At 68.0% G+C, this 23,959-nt stretch carries 23 protein-coding genes; 10 read left to right on the top strand and 13 right to left on the bottom strand.

Going from position 1 to position 23,959, the window contains the following annotated elements; genetic code table 11:
* Positions 1-21: 21 nt before the first annotated feature.
* Together AC0IX4_RS13570 and phoU are read left to right on the top strand one after the other, a co-directional pair.
* Complete coding sequence (locus tag AC0IX4_RS13570; RefSeq protein ID WP_471829369.1) at positions 22-1,992, top strand: LCP family protein; 1,971 nt, start codon at positions 22-24, stop codon at positions 1,990-1,992.
* A gap of 75 nt (positions 1,993-2,067) precedes the next feature.
* Positions 2,068-2,745: a phosphate signaling complex protein PhoU gene (gene phoU, locus AC0IX4_RS13565; protein WP_042573872.1), complete on the top strand. Its 678-nt coding sequence runs from the start codon at positions 2,068-2,070 to the stop codon at positions 2,743-2,745.
* Between the two features lie 75 nt (positions 2,746-2,820).
* Here the strand turns inward: phoU and pstB are convergent, their stop codons facing one another.
* The 6 genes from pstB to AC0IX4_RS13535 form a co-directional block, all read right to left on the bottom strand.
* Positions 2,821-3,597 (bottom strand): phosphate ABC transporter ATP-binding protein PstB, encoded by a 777-nt coding sequence (gene pstB, locus AC0IX4_RS13560; RefSeq protein ID WP_042573873.1) that lies wholly within the window; start codon positions 3,595-3,597, stop codon positions 2,821-2,823.
* A gap of 17 nt (positions 3,598-3,614) precedes the next feature.
* A complete protein-coding gene (gene pstA / locus AC0IX4_RS13555; RefSeq protein ID WP_042573874.1) occupies positions 3,615-4,538 on the bottom strand; it encodes a phosphate ABC transporter permease PstA in 924 nt (307 codons plus the stop codon).
* A gap of 3 nt (positions 4,539-4,541) precedes the next feature.
* Positions 4,542-5,579 (bottom strand): phosphate ABC transporter permease subunit PstC, encoded by a 1,038-nt coding sequence (pstC, locus tag AC0IX4_RS13550; RefSeq protein ID WP_471829367.1) that lies wholly within the window; start codon positions 5,577-5,579, stop codon positions 4,542-4,544.
* A gap of 79 nt (positions 5,580-5,658) precedes the next feature.
* Positions 5,659-6,756 (bottom strand): phosphate ABC transporter substrate-binding protein PstS, encoded by a 1,098-nt coding sequence (gene pstS, locus AC0IX4_RS13545; protein WP_056070404.1) that lies wholly within the window; start codon positions 6,754-6,756, stop codon positions 5,659-5,661.
* Positions 6,757-6,968: 212 nt separating this feature from the next.
* The gene (gene mshD, locus AC0IX4_RS13540) at positions 6,969-7,874 is read right to left on the bottom strand and encodes a mycothiol synthase (RefSeq protein ID WP_471829365.1); all 906 of its coding nucleotides are present in this window, start codon (positions 7,872-7,874) and stop codon (positions 6,969-6,971) included.
* Between the two features lies 1 nt (position 7,875).
* A complete protein-coding gene (locus AC0IX4_RS13535) occupies positions 7,876-8,676 on the bottom strand; it encodes a winged helix-turn-helix transcriptional regulator (RefSeq protein WP_056070410.1) in 801 nt (266 codons plus the stop codon).
* Between the two features lie 170 nt (positions 8,677-8,846).
* On the opposite strand from AC0IX4_RS13535, the gene AC0IX4_RS13530 reads away from it, so the two are divergent.
* The 5 genes from AC0IX4_RS13530 to AC0IX4_RS13510 all read left to right on the top strand — a co-directional run bounded on the left by AC0IX4_RS13530 (position 8,847) and on the right by AC0IX4_RS13510 (position 12,001).
* The gene (locus tag AC0IX4_RS13530; protein WP_042573879.1) at positions 8,847-9,626 is read left to right on the top strand and encodes an LmeA family phospholipid-binding protein; all 780 of its coding nucleotides are present in this window, start codon (positions 8,847-8,849) and stop codon (positions 9,624-9,626) included.
* Positions 9,623-10,069, top strand: coding sequence for a TlpA family protein disulfide reductase (locus tag AC0IX4_RS13525; protein ID WP_471829364.1), 447 nt, complete (start codon positions 9,623-9,625; stop codon positions 10,067-10,069). Before AC0IX4_RS13530 ends, AC0IX4_RS13525 begins: the two co-directional genes overlap by 4 nt.
* A gap of 278 nt (positions 10,070-10,347) precedes the next feature.
* Positions 10,348-10,815 carry a DUF4395 domain-containing protein gene (locus tag AC0IX4_RS13520; RefSeq protein WP_471829363.1) on the top strand — a complete coding sequence of 156 codons (468 nt, stop codon included), beginning with the start codon at positions 10,348-10,350 and terminating at the stop codon, positions 10,813-10,815.
* A gap of 40 nt (positions 10,816-10,855) precedes the next feature.
* A complete protein-coding gene (locus AC0IX4_RS13515; protein ID WP_042573882.1) occupies positions 10,856-11,689 on the top strand; it encodes a sulfurtransferase in 834 nt (277 codons plus the stop codon).
* 3 nt (positions 11,690-11,692) lie between these two features.
* Positions 11,693-12,001 carry a DUF1416 domain-containing protein gene (locus AC0IX4_RS13510; RefSeq protein WP_471829361.1) on the top strand — a complete coding sequence of 103 codons (309 nt, stop codon included), beginning with the start codon at positions 11,693-11,695 and terminating at the stop codon, positions 11,999-12,001.
* Positions 12,002-12,064: 63 nt separating this feature from the next.
* Here the strand turns inward: AC0IX4_RS13510 and AC0IX4_RS13505 are convergent, their stop codons facing one another.
* Positions 12,065-13,543 carry a cutinase family protein gene (locus tag AC0IX4_RS13505; RefSeq protein ID WP_471829360.1) on the bottom strand — a complete coding sequence of 493 codons (1,479 nt, stop codon included), beginning with the start codon at positions 13,541-13,543 and terminating at the stop codon, positions 12,065-12,067.
* 283 nt (positions 13,544-13,826) lie between these two features.
* Here AC0IX4_RS13505 and AC0IX4_RS13500 point away from each other — a divergent pair, with 283 nt between their 5' ends.
* Positions 13,827-14,504, top strand: a complete 678-nt coding sequence (locus AC0IX4_RS13500) for a heme-binding beta-barrel domain-containing protein (RefSeq protein WP_056070418.1) — start codon at positions 13,827-13,829, stop codon at positions 14,502-14,504.
* A 3-nt stretch (positions 14,505-14,507) separates the two neighbouring features.
* Here the strand turns inward: AC0IX4_RS13500 and AC0IX4_RS13495 are convergent, their stop codons facing one another.
* The 6 genes from AC0IX4_RS13495 to AC0IX4_RS13470 all read right to left on the bottom strand — a co-directional run bounded on the left by AC0IX4_RS13495 (position 14,508) and on the right by AC0IX4_RS13470 (position 22,003).
* Complete coding sequence (locus tag AC0IX4_RS13495) at positions 14,508-14,813, bottom strand: hypothetical protein (protein WP_471829359.1); 306 nt, start codon at positions 14,811-14,813, stop codon at positions 14,508-14,510.
* A gap of 300 nt (positions 14,814-15,113) precedes the next feature.
* Positions 15,114-16,844 carry a thiol reductant ABC exporter subunit CydC gene (gene cydC, locus AC0IX4_RS13490; RefSeq protein WP_471829358.1) on the bottom strand — a complete coding sequence of 577 codons (1,731 nt, stop codon included), beginning with the start codon at positions 16,842-16,844 and terminating at the stop codon, positions 15,114-15,116.
* The gene (gene cydD / locus AC0IX4_RS13485; protein WP_471829357.1) at positions 16,841-18,517 is read right to left on the bottom strand and encodes a thiol reductant ABC exporter subunit CydD; all 1,677 of its coding nucleotides are present in this window, start codon (positions 18,515-18,517) and stop codon (positions 16,841-16,843) included. Before cydD ends, cydC begins: the two co-directional genes overlap by 4 nt.
* Entirely contained in the window at positions 18,514-19,548 is a 1,035-nt protein-coding gene (gene cydB, locus AC0IX4_RS13480; protein WP_042573919.1) for a cytochrome d ubiquinol oxidase subunit II, read from the bottom strand. The genes cydD and cydB overlap by 4 nt, the downstream gene beginning before the upstream one ends.
* 12 nt (positions 19,549-19,560) lie before the next feature.
* Positions 19,561-21,036 (bottom strand): cytochrome ubiquinol oxidase subunit I, encoded by a 1,476-nt coding sequence (locus tag AC0IX4_RS13475; RefSeq protein ID WP_056070428.1) that lies wholly within the window; start codon positions 21,034-21,036, stop codon positions 19,561-19,563.
* Positions 21,037-21,142: 106 nt separating this feature from the next.
* Entirely contained in the window at positions 21,143-22,003 is an 861-nt protein-coding gene (locus AC0IX4_RS13470; RefSeq protein ID WP_471829356.1) for an aminodeoxychorismate lyase, read from the bottom strand.
* Between the two features lie 54 nt (positions 22,004-22,057).
* Between AC0IX4_RS13470 and ygfZ the strand changes: the two genes are divergently transcribed.
* Positions 22,058-23,194, top strand: a complete 1,137-nt coding sequence (gene ygfZ / locus AC0IX4_RS13465; protein WP_471829355.1) for a CAF17-like 4Fe-4S cluster assembly/insertion protein YgfZ — start codon at positions 22,058-22,060, stop codon at positions 23,192-23,194.
* Between the two features lie 38 nt (positions 23,195-23,232).
* Positions 23,233-23,853 carry an MOSC domain-containing protein gene (locus AC0IX4_RS13460; RefSeq protein ID WP_471829354.1) on the top strand — a complete coding sequence of 207 codons (621 nt, stop codon included), beginning with the start codon at positions 23,233-23,235 and terminating at the stop codon, positions 23,851-23,853.
* The last annotated feature ends 106 nt before the right edge of the window (positions 23,854-23,959 follow it).

Here is a 23,959-nt window from a genome sequence, read left to right as displayed (position 1 = left end):
CGCGGACGATGGGAACGACAAGTGGGTGACGACGACGACTCGGGGTCACCCACACCCGGACGTCGAGCCCCCTGGGAACGGCCCATTTCCCGCGTTCCCCGTTCGGATCAGGATTCGGGTCCCCGGCCCCCGGTCGAGCCCGTTCGACCTGACAGCCCGACCCCCCCGGACTCTCGGCCACGGCCGGACGACCCGAGGCCGGTAGCACCCACCCCCAGCCCTCCTTCCGACGACGAGGACAAGCGCCTGTCCGTCGCCGAGCTGGTGGACAAAGTGTCGAAGATCGCGTCGTCCCGGAATCGACGGACCGACGAGCACCCGGCGCGCTCAGCTCCGCCCGAGCCCGACGCCGAGACCGACCCGCCGACCGTCGTCATTCCGCCGGTACCCGCCCCTTCCCGGGAGAGCTCGGACAAGGATCGGCCCGCCCCGGAAGCCGTGGGCCCGATCCCACCGCCCGCGTTGACCAGGCTCGCCTTGAGCCGGGCCCGCAAGCGCCGACGCGTTCGCGTGTTCGGCCGCATCGGAGTATCGATGGTGTCGATCATGGCGCTCCTCGTCACGGGTGTCGTCTGGGGTTATCTGCGAGCCACCGACCGCGGATTCGAACAGGTCGCCGCGCTGGACACCGAATCGACGGACGTGGTCGACGCCCCCGGCCAGTACGGCGACGAGACGTACCTCATCGTGGGTACCGATACTCGCGCAGGTGCCAGTGGTGAGATCGGTGCCGGCACGGAGGCCGACGCCGAGGGTGCGCGCTCCGACACCGTCATGCTGATCAACATCCCCGCCGACCGCAGCCGCGTGGTCGCGGTGTCGTTTCCCCGAGACCTCGACGTCGAACGCCCGGAGTGCGAGGGATGGAACAGCACGACGGGCGACTACACCGGTGAGATGTTCCCGGCCGCGGACGGCGACAAGCTGAACGCCACCTATGCCCTCGGGGGGCCGAAATGCCTCGTCAAGATCATCCAGAAGATCTCGGGACTCCGGATCGGACACTTCGTCGGCATCGACTTCGCCGGCTTCGAGTCGATGGTCAACGAGGTCGGTGGCGTCGACGTCTGCACGCCCGTTCCGTTGGTCGACGACGAACTCGGGACGGTCCTGGCCACGACGGGTGAGCAACGCATCGACGGACGCACCGCGTTGAACTACGTCCGCGCCCGCAAGGTGGAAGCCGAAGGCACCGGCGACTACGGACGCATCAAGCGTCAGCAGCTGTTCCTGTCGTCGTTGCTCCGCTCGGTGCTGAGCAATCGGGTGCTGTTCGATCCGGGCGCGCTGAACGGCTTCGTCACCGCGTTCACGAGGGACACGTTCGTCGAGAACGTCAAGACCTCGGACCTGCTCACTCTCGGCAAATCGTTACGGGGCGTGGCCGCCGGCGCGGTCACGTTCCTGACGGTGCCGACGTCGGGAACGACCGATTACGGCAACGAGATCCCGCGGACCGACGACATCAAGGCCATCTTCCAGGCCATTATCGACGACCAACCGCTGCCCGGTGAAGAGCGCGCCGCGGAGGTTCCCGGGGCTCCCGTGACGACGGCGCCTCCCATCACGTCCGAGCCGCAGATCGCGGTCGATCCCTCCACGGTGTCGGTGCAGATCTCGAACGGGTCCGAGATCAGCGGACTCGCTGCCACCACGGCCGACGAACTCGCCGCGTACGGGTTCCAGATCATGGGCACGGGCAACGCCGAGGTGCCGGGATCTGCCGCCACCGTCGTGCGCTACGGCACCGGGTCGATCGCCGAGGCCGAGACCGTCGCGAGCGCCATTCCGGGAGCGGTGCTCGAGGAACTCCCGAGCCTCGGAGGCATCGTCGATGTGGTGCTGGGATCGGAGTACCAGGGGTTCACGTCCGTTCCCACCGCCGTCGGCGAGGTTCTTCCGACCTTCCAGGTAGGAACATCCGGGGCCACCGAGGTCGCTCTCCCGAGCGATCTCACGGTCACGAACGGCGCCGACGACGCCTGCGTGTGAATCGATAACCCGCATTCACCGCCCGTTCACCGCCTGCATGCCCGTTGCCCATGTCGAGCCGAGTAAAATCGGACCATGCGCGTGGCTTACAACGAACAGATGACAGAACTCGCCGACCTGCTCGGCGAGATGGCCGCATTGGCCGGTAGTGCGATGGAGCGTGCCACGCAGTCCTTGCTGCAGGCCGACCTCCGTATCGCCGAGCAGGTGATCGGCGAACACGAGAGGATCACCGATCTCAGCTCCCAGGCCGAGGAGCGTGCGTTCGCCCTCCTCGCCCTCCAGGCCCCCGTCGCCGGCGATCTCCGATCGGTGGTCTCCGGCATCCAGATCGTCGCCGACATCGACCGCATGGGCGCCCTGGCTCTCCACGTCGCCAAGATCGCGCGTCGTCGCCATCCTCAGCACGCTCTGCCCGAGGAAGTGAACGGCTACTTCGCCGAGATGGGCCGCATCGCCGTGGCTCTCGGATCGTCGGCACGCGAGGTGCTCGAGACCCGTGACCCCGAGCGCGCCGCGAAGCTCCGCGAGGAGGACGAGGCGATGGACGACCTGCACCGTCACCTCTTCAGCGTCCTGATGGACAAGGAGTGGAGCCACGGAGTCGCTGCGGCCGTCGACGTCACGCTGCTCGGACGCTTCTACGAGCGTTTCGCCGACCATGCCGTGGAGGTGGGCCGTCGAGTGATCTTCCTGGTCACCGGCAGCCTCCCCAGCGACCTGCCGACTCCCCCCGCGCAGCACGTCTCCTGACCCACACGCACACGGACGAAAGGGCGCCCTCCTGACCGGAGGGCGCCCTTTCGTCTGTGCGGAGGTTGTCGGTGTTTATCCGAAGCGGCCGGAGATGTAGTCCTCGGTGGCCTTCTGCGTCGGGTTGGAGAAGATCTTCTCGGTGTCGTCGATCTCGATGAGGTTGCCGGGCTTACCGGTGGCCTCGAGGTTGAAGAAGCCGGTCTGATCGCTCACACGCGCAGCCTGCTGCATGTTGTGCGTGACGATCACGATGGTGAAGTCCTTCTTCAGCTCGCCGATCAGGTCCTCGATCGCGAGCGTGGAGATGGGGTCCAGCGCGGAGCACGGCTCGTCCATGAGCAGCACGTCCGGCTGCACCGCGATGGCTCGTGCGATGCACAGGCGCTGCTGCTGACCACCGGAGAGACCACCACCGGGCTTGTCGAGGCGGTCCTTGACCTCGGTCCAGAGGTTCGCGCCCTTGAGCGACTCCTCGGCGATCTCGTCGAGCTGCTTCTTGTTCTTGCCGCCCTGGAGCTTGAGGCCGGCGACGACGTTGTCGCGGATCGACATCGTCGGGAACGGGTTGGGACGCTGGAACACCATGCCGATGGTGCGCCGGACGCCGACGGGGTCGACACCGGAGCCGTAAATGTCCTCGCCGTCGAGAAGCACGGAGCCTTCGACGCGGGCACCGGGGGTGACCTCGTGCATGCGGTTCAGCGAGCGCAGGACGGTGGACTTGCCGCAGCCCGACGGTCCGATGAAGGCCGTGACACTACGAGGGGGGACGGAGAGCGTCACATTGGATACGGCGTGGAACTTGCCGTAGAAGATGTTGACGTCTTTCAGATCGAGTCGCTTGGCCATGTCGAGAATCCTTCAGGTCAGAAGTTCTTGGGGGCGAAGAAGCGGGACACCAGCTTCGCGCCGATGTTGAGGACCGCGACGATGAGGATGAGGGTGAGAGCTGCTCCCCACATCCGCTCGCTGGTCAGCGCGGCCGTACCGGCCTTCTGCAGATCGACCATCATCAGCGGCAGCGAGGTCTGCGGGCCGGCGAAGAGGTTGAAGTTGATGGCGGTGGCGGATCCCACGAGGATCAGCACCGGCGCGGTCTCTCCCATGACGCGGGCGAGAGCGAGCATGATTCCCGTGACGATGCCCGAGAGTGCCGTCGGGACGACGATCTTCGCGATGGTCTTCCACTTGGGCACACCGAGTGCATACGACGCTTCGCGGAGATCCTGCGGAACGATGCGCAGCATCTCCTCCGCGGACCGCACGATCACCGGGATCATCAGCAGCACCAGGGCGAGGGAGACGGCGAGACCGGAGCGGTCGAAGCCGAACGTCGCGATCCAGAGACTGTAGATGAACAGAGCCGCGACGATGGACGGGACACCCGTGAGGATGTCGACCATGAAGGTCGTGGCCTTCGCGAGCCGCGTTCCGACGCCGTACTCCACCAGGTAGATGGCGACGAAGATGCCGATCGGGATGGAGATGACCGCGCAGAACAGTCCTTGCAGGAGCGTGCCGACGATGGCGTGGTAAGCGCCGCCGCCCGGCTTGAAGGGGGTGACTCCGGCTTGCGAGAACTGCCACCAGTCGGCCGTCGCGACGGCGCCGATGCCCCGTGAGACGACTGTGTAGAGGACCCACACCAGCGGGATCAGAGCGATCACCACGGCCAGGGTCACCAGCACGGTGGCCAGGGAGTCGGACACCTTGCGGCGGGAACTGACGCCCTGGAACGTCGGCTGCTTGACCGGCCGATCCATGGTGGCCGTCGAGGCGTTGTCGGCCATGGGTCAGTCCTTCTTTCCGGCGATGGCGGCGCGGGCGCCGGCGTTGACCACGAAGGTCAGGACGAAGAGAACGAGTCCCGCGGCGATGTACGCACCGGCCTGCAGCTGGTTGTTGAACTCACCGGCTGCCAGTGCGATCTTGGTGGCGAAGGTGTTGCCGCCGTCGAAGAGCGTCCACCCGAATGTTTCCTGGGTGCTGCGGATGATGATGTAGAGCGCGATGGTCTCACCGAGCGCGCGGCCGAGGCCGAGCATCGAACCGCTGACGAATCCGGACTTGCCGAACGGAATGACGGTGGTGCGCACCACTTCCCAGCGAGTTGCACCGAGTGCGAGCGCAGCTTCGATGTGGCCCTTGGGTGTCTGGACGAACACCTCGCGGGTGACCGCGGCGATGATGGGCAGAATCATCACGGCGAGGACGATGGCACCGGTGAAGATGGTGCCGCCGCCGGCGATGGACACCGAGCCGGTGGCGAACAGCGGGAACCACGCCAGGTTGGTGTTGAGCCACTCGGCTGCCGGGGAGATGGCCGGCGCGAGGACGTAGAGGCCCCACAGGCCGAACACGATCGACGGCACCGCGGCCAGCAGATCGATGACGTATCCCAGAGGACCCGCCAACCGCTTCGGCGCGTAGTGCGTCAGGTAGATCGCGATACCCAGCGCCACCGGCATCGCGAGGATCAGCGCGACGATGGACACGGTGGCGGTCACGAGGAATAGGTCGCGGACGCCGAACAGCATCGCCGACGTGTCCGACGTGCTCCACTGGCCGTCGTACGTGAAGAAGTTGACGGTGTTGTTCTGCAGCGCGGGGATGGCCCGCCACAGGAGGAACCCACCGATCGCGGCGATCAGAACGATGACGAAGACACCGGACCCGGTGGCGAGCGTCGAGAAGATCCGGTCGCCCGGGCGGGTGACCGTACCTGTGGCTTTCTTGTCGGGCACTGGTGTCGGCGCTTCCGTCTTACGAGCGGCGTCGACGGCTGGGCTGGTAGCCGGGGTGACGCCGCTGATCGAATGGGTGTCGCTCATACCGCTCACTGTCTCGTGTGGTGGGGTACTTGCGTCGCCTGCATCACTCCGAGGAGCGATGCAGGCGACGACCAGTGTGTCAGGAAATGGCGTTGATCGCCGTCACCAGACGCTCCTTGAAGCTGTCCGGGAGCGGCACGTAACCGGCAGCCTCGAGGCCTTCCTGGCCCTCGTTGGCAGCGCTGAGCAGGAACGACTTGACGCCCGCGGCGGTCTCCGCGTCGTAGCCCTTGGAGCAGACGATCTCGTAGGTCGAGAGCACCAGCGGGTAGGAATCGGCGTCCTTACTGGCGAACAGTGCGTCGGTGTCGAGCGCGAGGTCGTTTCCGTCACCGGAGAAGGTGACCGTGTCGATCGCCTTGGCGGCGGTCTCGGTGGTGAGCTCGACGGCACCGGCGCCGAAGTCGATCTGCGCCGCGGTCAGGTTCTCCTGATCGGCGAAGCCCTTCTCGACGTAGGTGATGGCGCCCGGGGTGGCGGCAGCGGCCTGAGCGACGCCCGACGAACCGTTGGCGCCCTCGCCCACTCCACCGGCCCAGTCGGAGCTGTGGTCCAGCGTCCAGGACTGCGGTGCGGCGTCGGACAGGAAGCGCTGGAAGTTGTCGCTGGTGCCCGAGGAATCCGAGCGGTAGATCGGCGTGATAGCGGTGGTCGGGAGCGTCGCGCCCTCGTTCAGCGCGGCGATGGCCGGATCGTTCCAGGTGGTGATCTTGCCGGTGAAGATCTGGGCGATGACGTCGGGCGTCAGGACCAGGTCGTCGACACCGTCGAGCGTGTAGGCCACGGCGACCGGGCCGAACACGAGGGGAAGGTTCCACGCCGGGTTGCCGGCGCAGCGCGTGGCAGCCGCGTCGGCCTGCTCTTCCTTGATGGACGAGTCCGAGCCCGCGAAGTCCACGAGACCGGCGACGAACTGGGTACGGCCGTTACCGGAACCGCTGACCGTGTACTCCACTGCCTTGCCGGAGCACACACCCGAGTAGACGGACGTGAAATTGGACATCGCGTTCTGCTGCGCCGACGACCCTTCGCCGGTGACGGGACTCTTGCCCTCGCATGTCGCGGCGGAGTCACCACTGCCGGTGGCCTCGACGTTCGCGTCGGAACCACATGCAGCCAGCGTCAATCCGCCGACAGCCAGTACGCCCATGAGGGCAATGCTGCGCTCGAGCTTCACCTGTCTCCTCCAGAAACAGCCCGTCGCGACCGATCGGTCGGCGGGCGAGAAAAGGATGCGATCACTCGATCGCAACGGTTAGCGTGCGCTACCCGAGGGAGAACGTAAGCGCCGGTGGTGGACGGTGTGCCGCGCCTCCGTGAACGGAAGGTGAACAAGGCGACCGGATGCCCGGAAAGGCATGAGATATCGGTCTCGAGAACGCCGGACGATCAGGCGCGGGCGAACGCCGCATCGACGTGGAACGTGGTGAAACCGAGCTTGCTGTACGTGTGGACGGCGGCCGTGTTGTCCGACTCGACGTAGAGCAGTACCGCGGGCAGTTCGCGATCGGCGAGGTAGCGCAGGCCGGCCAGGGTCAGCAGTGCGCCCAGACCCTTGCCCTGCGCGTTCGGGTCGATGCCGACGACGTAGACCTCCCCGAGTTCGGGGTCGTCGCCGGTCGGGGGGTGGACCTTGGTCCAGTGGAAACCGAGAATCGTGTCGGGATCGTCCGCGGACGTGGCGACGAACAGACCCTCCGGGTCGAACCAGTCCTCGGCTCGACGCTCGTCGATGTCGGCGCCGGTCCAGCCGCCCTGCTCCGGATGCCACGCGAAGGCGGCGTTGTTGACGCGCAGGATCTCGGCGTCGTCGCCGTCGCGATAGGTGCGCAGTGTGATGCCCTCGCGTACGGGCAGTTCCGGAAGTGGGGTGTCCGAGTCCAGGGGGCGACGCATCTGCAGCAACTCCCGGACGACGGTCAAGCCCAGCTTCTCCGCGACGCGATCCGCCGACGGCAGCCTGCCGTGTGCCCACACGCGTGCAGTAGGTGACGGCAGAGCTCGCTCGACCAGCTGCGTTCCGACGCCTCGACCGCGCGCATCGGGGTGGACGACGACCTCGGCCATCGCCGGGGTGTCGCCGTGCTCGGGCGCCAGCGTGGCGTAGCCGACGAGTGAATCCCCGTCGAGAGCGAGGAGATGCTCGTCGTCACGGGGTGACTCGACGGCCCGTTCCGCCTGCTCGGACAGCGGCGGAGTGCCGTCGACGACGGTGGCGCGCGCGATCGCGTCGCGGATCGATTGCGCTTCCTCCGGCGTCGGGCGACGGGAGTCGATCGAGATGTCTGCGGCCATGTCAGGAACCCGACCGATCGGACGGCGCGAACGAGCTCGAGGCGGAGGACGACACGGGCTGGGGAGCGTCGTCGACGGGCATGTCCGCGTCCAGGTCCGAGGTGTCGTCGGCAGACGACGACCCCTTGCCCGCGCGGCTGGGACGGACGGCCTTGTAGCCGACGTTCCGGACGGTACCGATCAGCGATTCGTACTCGGTGCCGAGCTTCGCACGCAGTCGACGCACGTGGACGTCGACCGTGCGGGTGCCTCCGAAGAAGTCGTATCCCCAGACTTCCTGCAGGAGCTGAGCCCGGGTGAACACCCGTCCCGCGTGCTGCGCCAGGTACTTGAGCAGCTCGAATTCCTTGTACGTCAAGTCGAGCGGACGGCCGCGAAGACGTGCGGTGTACGTGCCCTCGTCGATGACGAGCTCGCCGAGGGTGATCTTTCCCGACGCCTCGGGACTGCTCACTCCGCCGTGACGGCCGACGAGCAGACGGAGCCTGGCGTCGAGTTCGGCGGGCCCGGTGGTGGGAAGCAGGATGTCGTCCAGGCCCCACTCGGCGTTGACCGCGACCAGCCCACCCTCGGTGAGGACGGCGACCACGGGAATCGAGGAGCCTGCGCTGCCGAGGAGCCTGCAGAGGCCACGAGCGGCCGCGAGGTCGGTGCGGGCGTCGACGAGCGCGATGTCGGCACTGCCGGCTTCCAGGAGAGAGGAGACCTCCGTCGGCGCCGGGCGGACCGTGTGCGCGAGCAGGACCAGGGACGGCAGAACGGACTCCGGGTCCGGGTCGGAGGTCAGCAGCAGTAACTCCACGGGGCCTCCTCGTCTCGTCGGCGGGTCCCACGACCTGCGGTGGGCGGTTGTCGCTGGATCACAGACTAACCTGTCCGGAGTCAGGAACCCTCGCCCACGACGTGCGTCGCGCGGACGAGGGACCTCGATCCCCCGCTGTCATCGCCGTCCGACCGCCCGAGAGGAACTCCGTGCGAAAACTGATCGTCGGGCTCGTCTTCATCCTGGCGCTCGCCCTCGCCGCCGACTTCGGGACCGCTGCGTACTCCGAATATCGGGTTTCACGCGCGCTCCGTGAGGGTGGCGACCTGGTGTCCGACCCCCAGGTGACCATCCACGGGTTCCCGTTCCTGACCCAGGCGGCAGAGGGCAGCTATCGCCGTGTGGAGATCCGCGCCCAGGACGTCCCGACGGAGTATGTCGAGAAGACCACCATCGAGGCGACGCTGCGTGACGTGCGGATTCCGCCGTCGGACCTGCTGGACGGGTCGGTGCGCACGGTGCCGATGCGCCAGCTCGATGCGCGCGTCCGTATCGACGCGACGGACCTCGGGCGCTTCCTGCAGATCCCGGATCTGCAGGTGTCGACACCTCCCGCCGACCGATCGGACGGAACCGGCGGATCGGGCGGCTCCGGGGAGACCACGGCCGGGGCCGTCGTGCTCACCGGCACGGTTCCCGTCGGCCCGGTGGATGCGGCCGTCAGTGTCACCGCGGAGCTGGTCCTCGACGGGGACGGCGTCTCGATCGTCGCGTCCGACCTGTATTTCGGCCCGGAGGGTGAGGCGGATTTCACCATTCCCGACTTCCTGAAGCCCGCGGTTCTGGGTCTGTTCACGAAGAAGATCGATGCGCAGCAGCTCCCCTTCGGCATCCTGCCGTCGACGGTGTACGCCGAGGGCGGCCAGATCGTCATCGAGGGCAGCGCTCAGGACGTCACGATCGATCTCGACGAGATCCGCGCACCGTGACCGCCGTTCTCGTCCTCGTCGTCGCACTGGTGCTGGCCGGAGTGGTCGGACTGTGGCTCAGGCGGCGCGAAGGCGCCGTCCGGTCGACCGAACCCGGCACCGCGTCCGCGAGTCGCGCGCACGCCCTCCGCGCCGTCGGCGTGCGCGACGGCGCGGTGACGGTGCTGCACTTCTCGGCCACGTGGTGCGGTCCGTGCGCGGCCGTGCGCCGGGTGGTGGCCTCCGTGGTCTCCGATCTCGACGAGTCCGGGCGCGCAGTGTCCGACGTCGAGGTCGACATGGACGAACAGCCGCAGCTCGCCCGGGAGTTCGGTGTCATGTCGTTGCCGACGACGTTCGTGCTCGACCCGTCGATGCGGGAGCGCTCGCGTGCGTCCGGGGTGCCGTCCGTCGCCGACCTGCGTACCGCGATCCTGGCTGCCTCCGGACCCACGACTTCGTGATCCTCGCCATCGTGCGTACGATGGCCTGCGTGACCGCCAGCCACGAGCTTCTGCTCACCCGACGCCGCACAGTCGATCTGTGCCGCCTCGGCGGCTGTTGCTGCCGTTGCCGCTGACGACGGTCCTTCCCCAGCGCTGATCCGCTCCCGCGCCGCGTGCACCTCACGCCGCCGGTAGAGACGTATCCCGAGGAAGACCATCGGCCGCCCGCGTATCCCGCGTGCCCCGGCCTTCCGCGCCCGGTCCCACCACTCTTTCCTCACCGCAGGAGCATCTCGATGCCAACTCCCACCGCGAGTCCCACACAGGTCGACGTACGGGGTCCCCGGTTCGTCGCCTGGGTCACCACCGTCGTCCTGGTCGTCACTCTCCTCGTCTCCACCGTGTCCCTCCCCGCAGCCGCGATCATCCTGGGTGTGCAGACTCTCGTCTTCGCCTACGGCGCTGCCGCAGGTCCGGCCGCGCACCCCTACGGCCGCGTCTACGCCGCAGTGGTCGCACCACGGCTCGGGCCGGTGCAGGAGAAAGAACCGGCGACACCTCTACGGTTCGCGCAGGGCCTGGGATTCGTGTTCGCGGTCGTCGGCACGGCAGGCTTCGCTCTCTCCTCCACCGCCGTCGGGACGATCGCTACCGGACTCGCCCTGTTCGCAGCCGTCCTGAACGCCGCCTTCGGTATCTGCCTGGGCTGCAAGATCTACCCACTCGCGAGCCGGCTCATGCCTGCTCGACAAGCCATCTCCTGATCCACCCGTCACCTGTAGAAGAAGAATCGAAAGGAACCACATGGCTCGCTCCGACGTCCTGGTCACTGCCGACTGGGCCGAGCAGAACCTGCATGCTCCCAAGACCGTGTTCGTCGAGGTCGACGAGGACACCAGCGCCTACGACACCGGCCACATCGAGGGTGCCGTGAAGCTCGACTGGAAGTCCGACCTCCAGGATCCGGTCCTTCGCGACTTCCTCAACCAGGAGCAGTTCTCCGACCTGCTGTCGACCCGCGGCATCGCCAACGACGACACCGTGATCCTCTACGGCGGCAACAACAACTGGTTCGCCGCGTACGCGTACTGGTACTTCAAGCTGTACGGCCACAAGGACGTTCGTCTGCTCGACGGCGGCCGCAAGAAGTGGGAACTGGACGGTCGTCCGCTCAGCACCGACGCCGTTTCGCGGGAGACCACGTCGTACAAGGCCGAGGCTCCCGACCTGTCGATCCGCGCGTTCCGCGACGAGGTCATCGCCGCCATCGGCACCAAGAACCTCCTCGACATCCGCTCCCCCGACGAGTACTCCGGCAAGATCCTCGCGCCGGCGCACCTTCCCCAGGAGCAGAGCCAGCGTCCGGGCCACATCCCCGGAGCCGTCAACGTTCCGTGGAGCAAGGCTGCCAACGAGGACGGCACCTTCAAGTCCGACGAGGAACTGAAGGAGCTCTACGACGGTGTCGGCATCGATCCCGCCAAGGGCACCATCGCGTACTGCCGCATCGGCGAGCGTTCGTCGCACAGCTGGTTCGCACTGACCCAGCTGCTCGGCTACGACAACGTCAAGAACTACGACGGCAGCTGGACCGAGTACGGCTCCCTCGTCGGAGCACCGATCGAGTTGGGAGCGTAAGACATGTGCGGAGCACCAGTTCAGGGACAGACCCTTCCGGCCGGCGTCGACATCGAGAAGGAAACGGTCATCACCGGCCGCGTCCTCGCGAAGTCGGACGGCCAGCCCGTGGGCGGCGCGTACGTGCGTCTGCTCGACAGCACCGGTGAGTTCACCGCCGAGGTCGTTGCATCGGGAACCGGTGACTTCCGGTTCTTCGCTGCGCCGGGCACGTGGACGCTGCGCGCCCTGTCCGCCAGTGGCAACGGCGACATCACCATCTCCCCCGAGTCCGCCGGACTTCACGAGGCAGAGATCGCCATCGGCGCCTGACCGCCTCCGATCGACGAGAGCCCCGCCCGAGCAGTTCTCGGGCGGGGCTCTTCGCGTTCGTCTCTACTTGCCGGGTTCGGGCGGCAGTCCGAGCGACTTCAGCACTTCTTCCCATGTCGACGGCACGGTCTCCGTCGGCGTGGCCGGCGGTGCGAGGTACCCGGGGGCCACCGGGGGGATCACCCGGGGAGCCCCGACGCCGTCGGCTGCCGGCGGGACGGCCGGCTCGGTCACCGGCGGCTTCCCACTCTCGTCCCTCGCGATGTCCGTGATCCACCGGATCAGCTTCTCGCTCTCCCAGTCCCTACCGTTGTCCGGGAAGTTGTCCCAGTAGTAGAGGTGCTGGAGGAACCCGAGCTCGATGTACGGCTTCTCCCACAGCTGCGGGATGTCCGCGTTGTCCGCGGCGAAGCCCTTCGCTTCGGCCGCCAGCTTCGCCTCGACGACACTGCGGCCCGGTCCCATGGCCCACTGCGCGGCGTCGAACATCTCCTGCGGCGACGGCGCAGGCTCGTCGGCGGTGGGTTCGGTCCGGTCGGACACGCGCAGCATGACGTCGAGAACGGACTCGTCGGACGTCGCGAATCCGGGGTCGGAGAACACGTGCGCGATGGTGCGCGCAGCCACGTCGGACGACACGGCGGCGAACTCGGTGACCGTCCGTGCGGGGTCGAGAAGTGTGAAGTGCATGCGCCCGAACACGTTCAGCGCCAACGGAAGTACGCCCAGATTCTCGGGGGCGTCGCAGGCGATGTCCATCGGACGGCAGGCCCACCGGATCTTGTCGGTCAGCGTGCCGTAGTCCTTCGGCTCCGAGGACATGAAGCCGCCCCCGGGAGGTCCCGGCTTGTCCAACGACGCGGTGCCCGCGGGTCGGTAGGGATCGCCGACGAGGGCGACCCCGGCGATGTCGTCGGACGTGACGTGGGCCGTCGACGGGCGTGACCCGATGTCGACGGCCAGACGTTCGACCGCTTCGGCGCCGACGCTGTAGCCGAGCAGGACGTACTTCGTCGACGTCCCGCAGGCAGTCTTGTTCTCGTCGATCATCCGGGTCATCGTGCTCAGGCCCTCGCGCACCGACTCCTGGTAGGTGGGCACCGGATCGGCCACCGCGACGCCGTACTCGGAGGCGTAGGGGACGTAGACCCACCCGACGCGTCCGGGGTACTCGGCGTTGGCCTCACCCGTCGGAACGGTCACGTTGCCGACCCAGTTCGACCACGGCAGTCGGTCCACCTCGTCGACGGGATTCCGGTCCGATTCCGAGTCGGTCGCTCCCGTGATCGCGACGATCAGGACGTCGGGGCAGTCGTAGGCGTAGTTGTTCGGATCCTGGTCGACCTTGTTTCCCAGGCCGAACGTGTCCAGTACGGACTCGACCGGGTCGTCGCCGAGGCCGAGCGGATCCGACGGTGTGATCGGGGCGGCCGCGGCGACGGACGTCTGCAGGACACTCACCGCCAGCAGGGCCGTCGCACACACGGCGAACACTCGTGTGGCGGCTCCACCGGGCGACATCCGCCCCGTCCTCGACTCCATGACCCTCTTCACCGGCACCTCTCCGACCACGTATCTCCAGTTCCGACATCGGAACGCTCCGACCCTATGCAACCCGGCGGCCGTTCGGACCGACGCGAGCTTGTCATCGGTCACAAGGTCTGCGGCCCGAACAGTCGGGCGCCCGGGCCAGGAACGACGACCGACGCGCCGCGGTCTACACTCGATACGTGGTCATCTTCTTCGAGGTACTCCTGGTGCTGGCGTCGATTCTCATCGCCTGGTTCTCCCTGTACGTGGTCTACCGCTTGGTCACCGACGAGTCGTGAGCAGTCCGTTCGACGACGGCCGGTCCGGCAGCGCATCGCCACGCCTGAGTGGTGACGAGGCAGTAGCGCGCGCCGAGGATCGGGCCAAGGAGACTGCGGGTCGCAACATCCCGGTGCTCCCCGACCTTCCGGCGACCGACGACACCGCCAATCTGCGACTCGGCGTCGACATCTCGCATTCCGTTCTGGCCCTCCTCCCCCTCGTGGGCGTGTGGCGGGGCGACGGTGAAGGACATGACGCCGACGGCGACTACACCTTCGGCCAGCAGATCATCGTGAGTCACGACGGCGGCCCGTACCTGACGTGGGAGTCCCGGACCTGGCGCACCGACGCCGACGGCGCCTACACGGCCGAGGATCTTCGCGAGTCCGGCTTCTGGCGCGTCAGCGGATCCGGCATCGCGGGTGCCGAGGACGAGGAAACTCTCGAGCTTCTGCTGACACACGCGACCGGCCTCATCGAGCTCTACTACGGGCGCGCGCTGACACAGTCGTCGTGGGAGTTGGCCACCGACGTCGTCATCCGCACCACCTCCGCCGCGCTCGTGGGCGGCGCGAAGCGTCTGTACGGCATCGTCGACGGCGGCGATCTGGCGTATGTCGAGGAGCGCGTCGGACCGGACGGCGATCTCGCCCCCCGATTGTCCGCACGCCTCGCCCGCTACGTCGGCTGACCTCTACTCAGCGCTCGCTTCGGCATCGTCCTTCGAGGACGACTCGTCGTCGGAGTCGGCCTTCTCCGGATCGAAGTCGGCGAACGCGGTTCCCGACACGGTGCCGTTGGTGCCCGGCAGTGTGACCGTCTCGCGGGCGCCCGTCTTGTACCGGTCGTTCAGTCCGTCCATCTTCTCGCCGGCGCGGTCGAGGTCCTCCTGCGTCAACTCGGGGCCCACCGTGTCCTCGTTCGACGTGGTCGTGTCGGCATCGTCGGACTCTGTGGTCTCGGTGGTCTCGGTGGTCTCGCTGCTGCGGTCGTCAGTCATGCACCCACACTGACACACCGTCGGCGTCGCCTCGGCAGAACGGGAAAGACCGACGTCGGTGATGGTCCCGATCGACCCCGGACATGACGCGACCCCCGAGCCCTACCGGTACACCCTTGCGGGAGTACGGGTCTCGGTCTGGACGGACCGAGGGCTCGGGGGTCGGGTAGCTGCCTGGTATTCGCCCGCCGCTCGCGCGGTGAGTGATATCCGTCAGCGGGTGCGGCTAGCGGGCAGCCACCTCACGCGTCCAAGAGTCATACAATTCCAGACCACCTCCTCTCTCGTGTACTGACGACGCTACGCGTGGAACAGCGCGCTCTGCAACGGCTTTTTCTCGGAGCGAACAGACGATGTCCGGACCGCGCCGGCAGGGGCCTCGCCGCGGACGTGGAGTGTGCGCACACCATTCGGTACCGGACTGTGCGTCACGACCACGACGGACCGCTCCGGCTCGAACAGTCCGCCTGCGGGGTCGAGCGCCGCGGAGAGAAGCCGAGCCGACGATGCGTCGTCCAGGTGCTCGGTGGGTTCGTCGACGACCAGCACCGACGCTCGCGACACCACCGCCCGCGCCAGGAGCAGTCGACGACGCTGCCCGCCGGATATCGCTCGATCCCCGCCTTCCAGCAGGGTGTGCAGTCCCCCGGGCAGGGTCTCGACCCAGTCACCGAGACCCACTCGCTGCACGGCGTCCAGAGCGTCGCGCTCGGTGAGGTCGCCGCGCACCACCCGAAGATTCTCCAGCACGGTCGTCTCGAAGACGTGTGCGTCCTCGGCGAAGTAGGTCACCTCGGCGCGCAACCAGTCCTCGGGCACGTCGTCGATCGGGTGACCCGCCACGCGCACCTCCCCCGAGATCGCCGGCACGAGCCCGGCGAGTGTCATGGCCAGAGTCGACTTGCCGATGCCGCTCGGGCCCACGATCGCTACGCGCGCACCGGGTTCCAGACGCAGCGACACCGGCGCGGTGTGGGCGCGCCCGCGGCCGGCGACCACGGCGTCCACCTCGAGACTCACATCCCCGGTGGGGACCGACCGATCGGCGGCCGCGTGTCCGGGGCCCGCCGAGTCGACCAGAGCCATGATGCGCCGGGCCGCCGCGGAGCCTCGCACCAGAGCGACAGCCGCCGCAGGCACGGCCCCTGTCGCCTCGAAGGCCGCGAGGGGCACGAGGACGACGACGGCCAGGCCCGTCGGATCGGCACCCCCGGAGAATCCCGTTCCGCTCCCGTAGGCCGCGATGCCCGTGATGAGCGCTCCGAGAACGGCGGCCCCCATCGACAGGGGCGTCGCCGCAGCGGACAACGCGGACCACGTTCCGGCGCGATCCTGCGCTGCGGCGGCGGCCGCGTCCGCCTCGTCCGCCCGGCGTCGGACGTCCGCCAGACGGCCCGAGACGCGCAATTCGGCGGCGTGGTCGACGGCCGTGACGGCATGTCCCGCATAGTCGGCCCGCGCGAGAAGCAGGGCCTGCGCCGACGCCGTCTCGGCCCGACCCGCGAGCCACGGCGCGACGACACCGGACACGAACAGTGCCGCGGCGAGGATCGTCGCGGCTGCGGGCGACCACACGGCGACCACACCGACCGCCGCGACCGAGATCACCGACGCGACCGCGACGGGGACGAGGGCGCGCACCACCACGTCTCCGACGGCGTCCACGTCGGCACCGGTTCGCACGAGGAGATCTCCCCGTCGCAGCGTCACGGAGGCCGACGAATCTCCCTGCGCAAGAATGCGATACAGCGAGGAGCGCGCCGTCACCATTCCTCGCAACGCGACGTCGTGGGTCGCCAACCTCTCGAGGTAGCGGCACAGGCCGCGAGTGATTCCGAGGGCGCGCACCGCGACGACGGCGACGGACAGGTGCAGCACCGGGGGCATCTGCCATGCCCGCGTGATGAGCCACGCCGACAGCGCCGACAGCGCGAGCGCGCTGCCGAGCGTCGCGACTCCGGCCAGGACGGCGCGGATCATCCTGCGCGGCTCGAGGTCGAGAAGACGCACAGCCCTCACGAGGTCGTTCATGCCGGCACCGCCGGTCGGCTCGCCGTCACGACACTGTCCGCGACCGCGAGAATCTCGGGCGCGTGCGCCACCACGACGACGGTGCGGCCGGATCGGGCCGCCGCGACGAGCGACTCGAGTACGCGTGCAGTACATTCCGGATCCAGGTGAGCAGTCGGTTCGTCGAGGAGCAGCACGGGCGCGGCGGACGCGAGAGTCCGCGTCACAGCCAGTCGTTGCGCCTCCCCGAGGGACAGGCCGGCTCCCCCTGCACCCAGCACGGTCGAGCGTCCGTGCTCCAGCGTGGCGAGGACACGGTCGAATCCGGTGGCGCGCGCCGCCGCGTCGAAATCTCCACCCGCCCCAAGGTCGAGGTTGTCCGCGACAGTTCCGGCGACGATCGCCGGCCGCTGCGGGAGCCATGCGACACGGTCCCACCAGGTCTCCGGCTCCACCCTCGACAGGTCGAGACGTCGACCGTCGGACGAGATCAGCTCGACGCGGCCCTCGTCGGGTTCCACGAGACCCAGGATCGTCGCGAGAATCGTGGACTTGCCGGTGCCGTTCGCACCGGTCAGGACGGTCACCTCGCCGGGCCGGAACGTCGCGTCGACACCCGAGGGGGCCCACCCGTCGCGGCCGCGCACCGAGACTCCGGTGAGCTCGACGGTGAGGGCACCGGTCGGCGGTACCTGCGTGCGGACGCCCGGACGTGCAGAGCCCTCGGTGGATTCGAGCAGGGCGAAGGCGCGACCGGCGGCCTCGGTCCCGTCCTCGGAGGCGTGGAACGCACTGCCCAGCGCACGGAGAGGGAGGTAGACCTCTGGTGCCAGGACGAGGGCGATGATGCCGGCGGTCAGGCCCATCTCGCCGTACACGAGTCGCAGGCCGATCGTCACCGCGACGAGGGCCACACCGAGCGTCGCGAGCAGCTCGAGGACCATGGACGACAGGAAGGCGACGCGCAGCGCCGACATGGTCCGACGTCGGTGGCTCTCTCCCAGCTCGCCGATCCGCGCGGCGGGTCCGTCCTGACGGCCCAGTGCGCGCAACGTCGGGATGCCCGCCAGCAGATCCATCGTCCGAGCGGACAGTCGCGCCATCGCATCCAGCGTCCGACGCGAGCGACCTCGCGTCAGGAGCCCGATGAGAACCATGAACACCGGGATCGTCGGCAGGGTCACCACGACGATCAACGCGGACAGGGGATCGACGGCGGCGATGACGAGAACCGTTGCGGGAGTGACGATCGCTGCCAGCACCAACGCCGGCAGATAGTCGGTGAGGTAGGGGGCCAGCCCGTCGAGTCCCCGCGTGAGCACCGTCGTCCACTCACCACGATCGTCCGCCCCGCGGAGGTCGCGACGAGTGGTCGCGGCATCGAGAAGGTCGGCCTTGAGACCACGCACGACCCGGAGCGCGGACCGTTGTGCGTACCGGGACCTCGCCCACGTCGCGAGGCTGCGAACGACGACGGCGCATCCGAGGACGACCAGCTCGGCAGTCCAGGCGCCGGGATCCCGACGCGACGGGTCGGTGATCGCTCCGCCCAGCACGGTGCCGACCGTGACGGCGACGACGATGACGCAGGCGGTGGTCACCGAGGAGAAGACCACCGATCCGACGAGGTAGCGACGGACCGGTGCGGACCGCGTCCACAGGCGGGGATCTATCGGACCCGACCGCGTGCTCACGGTGCCCTCGTCAGACCGATCGACGGCGGGATGTGCTGTGACCCGATGCGGCGGCGGAACACCCAGTAGGTCCACCCCTGGTACGCGAGCACGACCGGCGCGACGATCGCCGACAGCCACGACATGATGCGCAACGTGTAGGCCGAGGACGATGCGTTGTCGACGGTCAGCGAGAACGCGTCGTCGATCGTCGACGGCATGACATCGGGAAACAGCGAGCAGAACAGCAGCAGCACCGCGCTCGCTATGGTCACCGTCGTTCCGACGAACGCCCACCCGTCACGCCCGCGAGCGAGAGCGGACGCAGCCGCCGCGAGCCCGGCGACCGCCGCGAGGACCAGCCACCATGTCCACCCCTTGCCGTGTGCGACCTGGGTCCACAGCGCGAACACCCCGGTGACCGCGGCGACCGGAAGGAGCAGCCGGGCAGCAAGAGTCGACGCGTCGTCGTGTACCTCGCCGGCAGTCTTCAGCGCGATGAACACGGCGCCGTGGAACGCGAACAGCAGCGCCGTCGTCGCGCCGCCCAGCAGGGCGTACGGCGAGAGCAGGTCGAGCAGTCCGGACGTCACCTTCTTGTCGGCGTCGATCGCGACACCACGGACGATGTTGGCGAAGGCCACGCCCCACAGCACGGCAGGCACCCACGACCCGATACCGATACCCAGGTCGCACCGCCGACGCCACACCGGATCATCGATCTTGCCGCGGTACTCGATAGCGCAGATGCGGAGGATGAGCGCCACGAGGATCAGCAGCAACGGCAGGTAGAAGCCGGAGAAGAGCGTCGCGTACCACTCGGGGAAGGCCGCGAACAGCACTCCTCCCGCCGTGATGAGCCAGACCTCGTTGCCGTCCCAGACCGGACCGATGGTGTTCAGCACGACTCGCCGCCGGGTCTCGCCGTCCTCTCGCCGCGACGACCCCAGGATCGGCATGAGCATGCCGACGCCGAAGTCGAAACCCTCGAGGACGAAGTATCCGACGAACAACGCGGTCACGACGACGAACCAGAACTCGGGTGTACCCATGTCCATCTCCTCCTAGTAGGCGAACGACAGGGGACGCGCGTCGGCGTCGTCGCTGCCGTCGTCGTCGCGGTCGTCGTCGTGTGGATGCCGGTCGTGCTCGAGAGGTCCCGCCTGCACGTAGCGCTTCATCAGCAGGAACCAGACCGCGCCGAGTCCCGCATACAGAACCGTGAAGGTGATCAGGGATGTGAGAACGAGGCCGACCGGGTGGTCGGAGACGCCCTGGTCGACCGTCAGACGGATCATGTCGACACCAGTAGGATTCGGCGCGACGATCCACGGCTGGCGTCCCATCTCGGTGAAGATCCATCCCGCGCTGTTGGCCAGGAACGGCGTCGGGATCGCCAGGATCGACAACCGGGAGAACCACCGCTGATCCGGGACCCGGCCCCCGCGAGTAACCCACAGACCGGCGAGGGCGAGCACGGCCGAACCCGCTGCGAGACCGATCATCATGCGGAATGCCCAGTAGGTGACGAAGAGGTTGGGCCGGTAGTTGCCGGGGCCGTACTGCTGCTCGTACTGCTGCTGCAGCTCCGTCACTCCCTGCACCGTCGCGTTCAGGTCGCTCTCGGCAAGGAAGGACGTCAGTCCCGGTATCGCGACGATGTGCTGGACGCTGTCGCAGTTGTTGTGGGTGCCGATGGTCAGGATGGAGAACGACGCACCGGTCTCGGTGTGGCACAACGATTCGGCGGACGCCATCTTCATCGGTTGCTGGTCGAACATCAGCTTGCCCTGGATGTCGCCGGTGATCGCCAGCGCGGCGCCGGATGCGATCATGACCACGAACGCCATGCGCGCGGCCGGACGGAACATGGTGCGCGCCTGCGATGTCGGGCCGGTCTCACCCTGCCGTGCACTGCGGACCATCCACCACCCGGCGATGCCGGCGACGAACGTCGCTGCGGTGAGGAAGGATCCGGCGACCGCGTGCGGGAAGGCTGCCAGCGCGGTGTTGTTGGTGAGCATTGCCCAGATGTCGATCAACTCGGCACGGCCCGTGTCCGGGTTGTAGACGGCGCCGACGGGATGCTGCATCCAGGAGTTGGCCGCGATGATGAAGTACGCGGACGCGTTGACGCCGATGGCCACCAGCCAGATCGTGGCCAGGTGAACGACTTTCGGCAGGCGCTGCCACCCGAAGATCCACAGACCGAGGAAGGTGCTCTCGAGGAAGAAGGCCACCAGGCCTTCGAGAGCGAGCGGGGCACCGAAGACGTCGCCGACGAAGCGCGAGTACTCCGACCAGTTCATACCAAACTGGAATTCCTGGACGATGCCGGTGGCGACACCGAGAGCGAAGTTGACCAGGAAGAGCTTGCCGAAGAACTTGGTCAGCCGATACCAGGAATCCTTGCCGGTGATCACCCACATCGTCTGCATCGCCGCGACGATCGGAGCGAGTCCGATGGTCAGCGGAACCAGCAGGAAGTGGTAGACGGTAGTAATTCCGAACTGCCATCGTGAGACATCGAGTGCGTCCATGCCCAGCTTCTTCTCGTCGGCGGCGAGGCGGGACTCCGCCTACGACGCCGACGCTACTACTACGCGTAGTAGTAGGCGATGGAATGTGTGCACCGTTACCCGGGCGTCAGCGCATGACGGCGGTGTCCACGAGGTCCCGCACGATGCGGTCGGTCGGCCGCTCGCGGTAGGTCGTGGAATCGAGCGTGTGCACGCGCGCGGCGAGCGTCACCGACGACACCAGCCAGACACTATCCGCGAGAATGAGATCCGCGACGCGCAGCGGTGCGTGCTCGGTGCTGAAGCCGGCGTCCCCGGCGATCTCGAACAACGCGTCGACGGTGGTTCCGCGCAGCACACCGTGCTCGACGGGCGGCGTCACCATGCGGCGACCGGTGATCGAGAGCACCGTCGACCGCGGCCCCTCGAGCACGTGTCCCTCGGTGCTGCGGAACACCACGTCGTCGACGCCGGCACGGGCCGCGTGCCGCAGAGCCGCCATGTTGGTCGCGTAGGACAGTGTCTTGGCGCCGAGGAGCGTCCACGGCGACGTCTCCCCCGCATCGATGGAGTATCCGCGAGACAAGGTCATCGCCGACACGCCCTTCGCGCGCGATCGCGCCACTCTCTCCGAGACCTCGGACACCGTCACCAAGCCGGTGGGCGCTCCCCCGGAATCCGACTCCCGGCCGCGGCTCAGATAGAGGCGCATGGCACCTTCACCGGACCCGGTCCGTTCCCACTCCGCCACGGCCGCCGCGACTGCCGCGCGCCAGGCCTCGGCGTCGGGCTCGTCGAGATCGAGCATGTCCGCCGAACTGGCGAGGCGCGCCAGGTGGGCGTCGAGTCGACACGCTTTCCCGTCGCGGATCAGAATCGTCTCGAAGACGCCGTCACCACGGACCGCACCGAGATCGTCGGCATGCAGAACGGGGGCGGTCGGGTCCTGTACGACGCCGTCGAGGGTCACCACAACTCGTGAAGTCATGACCCCGAGGGTAGTGCCGTGGTAAGAAACCGGACGCGCTCCTAGACTGGGTGCGTGTCCGAGATTCCCGCAGTGACGTCCTCATCCGTGCTCGCTCGACCGGGCGCCGTCCGATCTCCCGACGACGGACCGGACCGCGGAACTGCATGGCACTACGGTGACCCGTTCGGCGAGCAGCGCGCCGCGGCCACCACGGCAGCCGTCATCGACCGCTCGACCCGCTTCGTCATCGCCATCATCGGCGAGGAGCGCCTGACGTGGCTGAACACGATCTCCAGCCAGCAGGTCGCGACGTTGACCGACGGCTCGTCCGCCGAGAATCTCAGCCTGGACGTCAACGGTCGAGTCGAGCACCACATGGTCATGACCGACATCGACGGAACCACGTGGATCGACACCGAGGCCGATCGGGGGCCCGATCTGCTGGCGTTCCTCACCAAGATGGTGTTCTGGTCGAAGGCAGCCCCGCGCCGCGGCTCCGAACTCGTCGTCCTCTCCCTGCTCGGACCGAAGGCACCGTCGATCCTGCGCGCCGTCGGCACCGAGGTTCCCGATGCCGCGTACCAGGCAACGCTTCTGGTCCCCGGGGATCCGTCCTCGGGATTCGTCCGGCGGATGCCGTGGCCGGCGCGCGTCGACTCGTTCGACGTGCTGGTCCCCGCGGCCTCGCTGGACGAGTGGTGGGCCAAGTTCGTCGTCGCCGGTGCGCGCGAAGCCGGCAGTTGGGCGTTCGAGGCACTGCGGGTCGAGTCCGGACGTCCGCGCATCGGCCTGGACACCGACGACCGCACGATCCCGCACGAGGTCGGCTGGATCGGCGGTGTCACCGAGTTCGGCGCGGTGCACCTGGACAAAGGGTGCTATCGCGGCCAGGAAACCGTCGCGCGCGTCCACAACCTGGGCAAGCCACCCCGTCGCCTGGTGCTCCTGCACCTCGACGGATCCGCCGACGGCCGCCCCGAGACCGGTGACGACGTGACGGTCGGTGGACGCGCAGTGGGCCGTCTCGGCACCGTCGTCGACCACTTCGAACTGGGCCCGATCGCCCTCGCGCAGATCAAGCGGGCCGTTCCGGTGGACACGACGCTCGACGCGGGTCCGTGCGCGGCCTCGATCGATCCCGAGTCGTACACGGCCGACACCGCCGTGCAGGCGGGCCGCGCTGCCGTGGATCGGCTGCGGGGGCGGTGACGGGCGCTACGACAGGACGGGTCCTGTCGGTGTGCGTCGTGCACACCATCCATCCCATCTCACGGCCCGCCGTCGTGGACTCGGCCATCGACAAGCGCGCGGTCGAGGGTCCGGTCGCCGTCGACGAGAACGGGCTGCACGGCGATCGTTCCTGTGACACGAAGTTCCACGGCGGCGCCGATCAAGCCGTGTACGCCTACGACGAGTCCGAGGCGGCGCGCTGGGCGGTGGATCTGGGTCGCGACGTTCCGGCCGGATACTTCGGCGAGAACCTCCGGGTCAGCGGCATCCCGGTGACGGACGCGGTCGTCGGCACGCTGTGGTCGGTGGGTACCGCCGTCCTCGAAGTCACGATCCCTCGACGTCCGTGCGCGGCGTTCGCTCGGTGGACGCAGGAGAAGACGTGGGTCAAGCGTTTCACCGAGCGCGCCGATGTCGGTGCATACCTGCGCGTGGTCCGGCCGGGCGTCCTCACCGCGGGTGATGCGATCGAGATCACGATGGTGCCCGATCATGGCGTGACCGTCCGCGATCTGTTCGTCGGGGACTCCGCGGACGCGATGGCGACCCTGCTCGAGACCCCCGGCCTGGCCCCCAAGGTGTATCGGGAGGCTCGGGACATGGCGGCGCGAGCGGCGCGGCGCACATCGTCGGTGTGACACCGGATCCGGTGGAAGCGCAGACCCGATTCGCACGCTAGAGTGTGGTCAGGAAGAACACACAATCAGACGGGGCCGCCAAAAAATCCCAGGCCGCCCCGCTATT

This window comes from Rhodococcus sp. AC861, from assembly GCF_979256035.1.
The sequence above is the reverse complement of the archived record's forward strand: the minus strand, read 5'-3'. Positions and strand labels throughout refer to the sequence as shown.